This window comes from Mesorhizobium sp. (genome assembly GCF_004962925.1).
Classification (GTDB): domain Bacteria; phylum Pseudomonadota; class Alphaproteobacteria; order Rhizobiales; family Rhizobiaceae; genus Mesorhizobium.
Genome location: NZ_SUEO01000065.1, coordinates 15,960 through 21,557 on the forward strand (window position 1 = coordinate 15,960; position 5,598 = coordinate 21,557).

Annotated in this window: 7 protein-coding genes; 2 read left to right on the forward strand and 5 right to left on the reverse strand. The window is 61.3% G+C overall.

What is annotated here, in order from left to right; translation table 11 throughout:
* Positions 1-1,779, reverse strand: a 1,779-nt coding sequence (locus E5W87_RS15265; RefSeq protein ID WP_292398709.1) for a bifunctional (p)ppGpp synthetase/guanosine-3',5'-bis(diphosphate) 3'-pyrophosphohydrolase, incomplete at its 3' end; no start/stop codon positions are given.
* A gap of 111 nt (positions 1,780-1,890) precedes the next feature.
* On the reverse strand, positions 1,891-2,292 hold the full coding sequence (gene rpoZ, locus E5W87_RS15270) for a DNA-directed RNA polymerase subunit omega (RefSeq protein ID WP_292398712.1): 402 nt from the start codon (positions 2,290-2,292) through the stop codon (positions 1,891-1,893).
* Positions 2,293-2,610: 318 nt separating this feature from the next.
* On the opposite strand from rpoZ, the gene E5W87_RS15275 reads away from it, so the two are divergent.
* Together E5W87_RS15275 and E5W87_RS15280 are read left to right on the forward strand one after the other, a co-directional pair.
* The gene (locus E5W87_RS15275; protein WP_095483134.1) at positions 2,611-3,192 is read left to right on the forward strand and encodes an NYN domain-containing protein; all 582 of its coding nucleotides are present in this window, start codon (positions 2,611-2,613) and stop codon (positions 3,190-3,192) included.
* Positions 3,193-3,203: 11 nt separating this feature from the next.
* Positions 3,204-3,866: a uracil-DNA glycosylase gene (locus E5W87_RS15280; protein WP_292398717.1), complete on the forward strand. Its 663-nt coding sequence runs from the start codon at positions 3,204-3,206 to the stop codon at positions 3,864-3,866.
* Here E5W87_RS15280 and E5W87_RS15285 read toward each other — a convergent pair.
* The 3 genes from E5W87_RS15285 to E5W87_RS15295 form a co-directional block, all read right to left on the reverse strand.
* The gene (locus tag E5W87_RS15285; RefSeq protein ID WP_292398720.1) at positions 3,835-4,578 is read right to left on the reverse strand and encodes a GH25 family lysozyme; all 744 of its coding nucleotides are present in this window, start codon (positions 4,576-4,578) and stop codon (positions 3,835-3,837) included. The two genes, E5W87_RS15280 and E5W87_RS15285, sit on opposite strands and share 32 nt — an antisense overlap.
* Positions 4,579-4,594: 16 nt before the next feature.
* The gene (gene smpB, locus E5W87_RS15290; RefSeq protein ID WP_023719895.1) at positions 4,595-5,074 is read right to left on the reverse strand and encodes an SsrA-binding protein SmpB; all 480 of its coding nucleotides are present in this window, start codon (positions 5,072-5,074) and stop codon (positions 4,595-4,597) included.
* A 246-nt stretch (positions 5,075-5,320) separates the two neighbouring features.
* A partial coding sequence (locus tag E5W87_RS15295; RefSeq protein ID WP_292398724.1) for a dihydrodipicolinate synthase family protein occupies positions 5,321-5,598 on the reverse strand: 278 nt, incomplete at its 5' end.

Sequence of the window (5,598 nt, forward strand, 5' to 3'; positions counted from 1 at the left end):
GTCCCTTGGCTGGTCCTTGTCCTTGCGTGCGGCGCGGCCTGGAATCTGGAATAGCATACCGGCAGCGTTGCGGATCTTCGACCAGCCCTCTTCGCGCTGCTTGGGCGCGACCAGCGTGACGCGTTCATCCTTGTAGTCGGGAAACACCGCCTTCATCACGTCGGTGGAGGCAAGTTCGCCGCGGCCGACCGAAGCCAGCACATCCTCGATGTCCTTGCGCGCCAGCCGGTGCAGCACCGACTTCAGGCTCTCCTTGGTAAAGGTCTTTCCGGACCGTTCGAAGGCGCGTTCCAGTATGCGGATGCCGAGACCCGAATACTGCTTGCGGATGGCATTCTTGGTGGCGCGGCGGATCGCCGAGCGCGCCTTGCCGGTGACGACAACCGATTCCCACGCCGCCGGCGGCACCTGCGCCTTGGAGCGGATGATCTCGACTTCATCGCCATTCTTCAGCTCGGTCATCAGCGGCATGATGCGGCCGTTGACCTTGGCGCCGACGCAGGTATCGCCGACATCGGTGTGCACGGCGTAGGCGAAATCGATCGGCGTGGCGCCGCGCGGCAGCGCGATCAGCATGCCCTTGGGCGTGAAGCAGAATACCTGGTCCTGGAACAGTTCCAGCTTGGTGTTTTCGAGGAAGTCCTCGGGATTGTCGCCTTCGGCAAGCTGCTCGATGGTGCGCCGCAGCCAGGCATAGGCGTTGGTCTCCTTCGAGATCGCATGGGCGGTGCCGTTTACCTTGCCGCCGCTGTCCTTGTAGATCGAATGCGCAGCAACGCCATATTCGGCGATCTTGTTCATCTGGTAGGTGCGGATCTGCAGCTCGACGCGCTGGCGCGACGGTCCGACGATGGTGGTGTGGATCGACCGGTAGTCGTTCTGCTTTGGCGTCGAGATGTAATCCTTGAAGCGGCCTGGCACCATCGACCATGTCGTGTGGATAGCGCCGAGCGCCCGGTAGCAGTCCTCGACGGTATCGACGACGACGCGAAAACCGAAAATGTCGGACAGTTGCTCGAAGGACAGCGCCTTCGCTTCCATCTTGCGGAACACCGACCACGGCTTTTTCTGGCGGCTCTTGACCTCGGCCTTGATCGCATATTTGTCGAACAGTGCGGACAGCGCCTTCTCGATCTCCGACAGCACATCCTTGTTGCGCTCGAATATCTCGGCAAGCCTGGCAGTGACCGCGCGGTAGGCTTCCGGATTGATGAAGCGGAAGGCGATCTCCTCGAGCTCCTCACGCATGCCTTGCATGCCCATGCGCCCGGCCAGCGGCGCATAGATATCCATCGTTTCCTCGGCGATGCGCAGGCGCTTGGCTTCAGGCACATGGTCGAGCGTGCGCATGTTGTGCAAGCGGTCGGCAAGCTTGACCAGAAGGACGCGCACGTCTTCCGAGATCGCCAGCAAGAGCTTGCGCAGGTTTTCCGCCTGCTCGGCCTTCTTGGAGACGAGGTCGAGTTTCTTCAGCTTGGTCAGGCCTTCGACCAGCTTGCCCATTTCCGGACCGAACAGCTCGTCGATCTCGGCCCTGGTCGCCGTGGTGTCCTCGATCGTATCGTGCAGCAGGGCAACCGCGATGGTCGCCTCATCCATGTGCATTTCGGTGAGGATGGCGGCGACTTCGAGCGGATGCGAGAAATACGGGTCGCCGGAGGCGCGTTTCTGGTGTCCATGCTTTTGCATGGCGTAGACGTAGGCCTTGTTGAGCAGCGCCTCGTTGACGTCAGGCTTGTAGCGCTGGACGCGCTCGACAAGCTCATACTGACGCATCATGGGCGGGATCTCGCAGTGCTGAAATGAATCATGCGCCGCACTGGCGTACGGCGCATGTCATAGATAACCACGAAACTGCCGACGCGAAAGTGTCGGCAGTCGTTGCGAAGATTAATAATCGTCGCTTTTTTCCGGCGGTACCAGACCTTCGATGCCGGCCAGGAGGTCTTCCTCGGTCATGCGGTCGAAAGTGATGTTGTCCTCGGTGTCGTCGGCATCGGTAGCCGCAGCGACGGTACCGGTCTGGTCGGCGATCGCCTCGCCATCGGCTTCCGGCTCATCGACTTCGACATGCTTCTGCAGCGAGTGGATCAGGTCTTCCTTGAGATCGTCGGGCGACAGCGTCTCTTCGGCGATCTCGCGCAGTGCGATGACCGGATTCTTGTCGTTGTCGCGAGGAACGGTGATCTGCGCGCCCTGGCTGATCTGACGGGCACGGTGGCCGGCCAGGAGCACGAGCTCGAAGCGGTTATCGACCTTGTCGATGCAATCTTCAACGGTTACGCGGGCCATGAGCTGCCCCTTTCATGCCTGGATTTAATGGAAAACAGGCGCGGTCCATAACCTGAACGCCGCCAAAATACAAGCTTTTTGGCAATATCAGTCCGGGGCAAGGTCCGGGTCAAGTCCGGGGCCGACCAAGGCGAGGTCTGGGCGCGCCGCCTGCGACGATACGGCCCCGATCACAATTGCTTGCTATGCAGCATCATACCCTTGGATTGCCGTAAAACCGGCGTTATCTCGAATGACGAAGGTCAGCCGGTTATTTCAAGCCGACCGATAGTCACGCGCATTTTGACGGCCGCTTATTTTCGAAAAGGAATATTTTCCATGTTCGACCCTCGTGAAAAAATCGCTCTTTTCATTGACGGTGCCAATCTTTACGCCACGTCGCGCGCGCTCGGCTTCGACATCGACTACCGCAAACTTTTGTCGAGCTTCCAGAAGCGCGGTTACTTGCTGCGTGCTTACTACTACACCGCGCTGGTCGAGGATCAGGAATATTCCTCGATCCGGCCGCTGATCGACTGGCTCGACTATAACGGCTTCAAGGTGGTGACCAAGCCGGCCAAGGAGTTCACCGACTCGACCGGCCGTCGCAAGATCAAGGGCAATATGGACATCGAGTTGACCGTCGATGCGCTTGAACTCGCCGATGTCGTCGACCACTATGTCATCTTTTCCGGCGACGGCGATTTCCGCACGCTGGTCGAGGCGCTGCAGCGGCGCGGGCGCAAGGTCTCGATCGTCTCCACCATGGCTTCACAGCCACCGATGATCTCCGACGATCTGCGCCGCCAGGCAGACCATTTCATCGACCTGATGACGCTGAAGAGCGAGGTCGGCCGCGATCCGTCCGAGCGGCCGGTGCGCCGGCCCGAGCCGGCCGAAGTCGACGAGGACGACTATTGACGGCGGCGGTCTTGACTGCTCCCTTGGTCGCATCCCCCGAGCCCGATCGCGACTGCCCGCTCTGCCCGCGGCTGCATGATTTTATCGCGCAATGGCGGCAGCGCGAGCCGTCCTGGTTCAATGCACCGGTGCCGACCTTCCTGCCGCCGGAGGGCGAGGATGCGGTGCGGTTGCTGATCGTCGGGCTGGCGCCAGGCCTGCGTGGGGCAAACCGCACCGGGCGTCCCTTCACCGGCGACTACGCCGGTGACCTGCTCTACAACACGCTGATTGCGCACGGCTTTGCGCGCGGCCAATTCAAGGCGCGGCCCGATGACGGGCTGGAGCTTGTCGGCACGGCGATCACCAATGCGGTGCGCTGCGTGCCACCGGACAACAAGCCGGTCGGCGCCGAGATTGCCACCTGCCGGACGTTCCTGGTGCCGACGATCGCGCGGTTTAAAAACCTGCGCGCTGTGCTGGCGCTGGGCTCGATCGCGCACCAGTCGACCGTGCGGGCGTTCGGCCAGCGTGTTGCCGCTTACCCTTTCAGGCATGGCGGACAGCAGCAAACCAATGGCATCACGCTGTTTTCCAGTTACCACTGCTCGCGCTACAACACCAACACCGGCGTGCTGACGGAAGCGATGTTCGTCAACGTGTTCAGGGAGATAGCGGCGTTTCTGGAGAGATAGATTCGGGCGGTGGCGCAAACAGCTCGGCCAATTTCTCCTCCCCGCCCTGAAGGACATTCAGATCGACATCGCCGGTGATGCCGTCGACGCGACCCCTGTCATGGTACTGCCAATAGATCCAGTCGTCATGACCTGGCCACAGCGCCAGCGAGCGAACCCAGTGCGGGCGGCCGGCGATCTGGCCGGCATAGACCCGCGCAGCCTCGTCGGTCACGTAGAGGATCGCCGTCTTGCCGAAAGCTGCCTCGACAGGGCGCAAGAAAGCCGAGAGTTCGACATTCAATTCTTCGGGCGATGGCCGCCGCGGACAATTGCCGACGAATTCGATATCCACCACCGGCGGCAGCAGCGATCGGTCGCGCGGCACGACGGAGATGAAATTGCGCGCCTGATCGGCGCCAGGCCTGCAGAAGGTGAAGAAATGATAGGCACCGACCGCCAGCCCGACCGCACGCGCCTCACGCAGATTGGCGGCGAAGGCGTCGTCGACATGGTCGCCGCCCTCGGTCGCCTTGATGACGACAAAGGCGACATCGTCGGCAGCAACACGCTGCCAGTCGATCTGCCGTTGATGATGGGAAACGTCGATACCTCTGACCGGATATTTTCCGCGGTCCGGAGAAAACGGTTGGAAGTAGAAATAGCCGCCGACCGCGACGAGGCACGCCAGGATCAGGCTGGCCGCCCCCCAAAGGACGATCCGGTTCTTCAACAGAGCGGCTCCCAGCCTACCCACGCTCCTTCAGCAGCCGGCCCTTCTCGCGCGACCAGTCGCGCTGCTTTTCGGTCTCGCGCTTGTCGTGCAATTTCTTGCCGCGGCCAACGGCGAGCAGCACCTTCGCCCGGCCCTGGTCGTTGAAATAGATTTTTAGCGGCACCAGCGTCATGCCTTCGCGATCGACGCTCTGCGACAGCTTGGCCATCTCGCGTTTGTTGAGCAGGAGTTTGCGGCGCCGGCGCGGCTCGTGGTTGAAGCGGTTGGCCTGCAGATATTCCGGCAAATAGGAGTTGATCAGCCAGATCTCGCCGCCCTCGACCGAGGCGTAACTGTCTTGGATGTTGGCCTGGCCCTGGCGCAGCGACTTCACCTCGGTGCCGGTCAGCACCAGGCCGGCCTCGATCGTGTCGAGCACCTCATAGGAAAACCGCGCCTTGCGGTTTTCCGCAACGGTCTTGTTGTTGGGATCGGCTTTTCTGACTTGATTCATGACGTCTAGAGTCCGTTTCGAAACTCGCTCCTGCGAGTCAGATGATGGTGGCACTAGAGCGCCGCGCGTTTTTCAAACGCGCAAAGGGCGCTCTAGAAGTCTGACTTTGCGCATGGTCCTTTCCGAAAGCGAACGCTTTCGGGGCCATGCGCGAACCGGAGCGGAGCGTACATATAGTACCTGAGCACCGGAAGCGCAGGTGACGCCTTCAGATGGCCGCAGGAGTAGAGTTTCCAAACGGGCTCGCTAATTAATCAAGCCGGCGTGCTTCATGGCCGCGTCGATCTTTTCGGCGGTCGACTGCTCGACGGTGACCAGCGGCGAACGCAGCACGTTCTCGACCTTGCCGAGTTTCGACAGCGCATATTTCGCGCCGGACACGCCGGGTTCAATGAAAATCGCCTTGTGCAGCGGCAGCAGGCGGTCCTGCAAATCCAGCGCCTTGGCGCTGTCGCCGGAAAGCGTCGCCTCCTGGAATTCGGCGCAGAGCCTGGGGGCGACATTCGACGTCACCGAGATGCAAC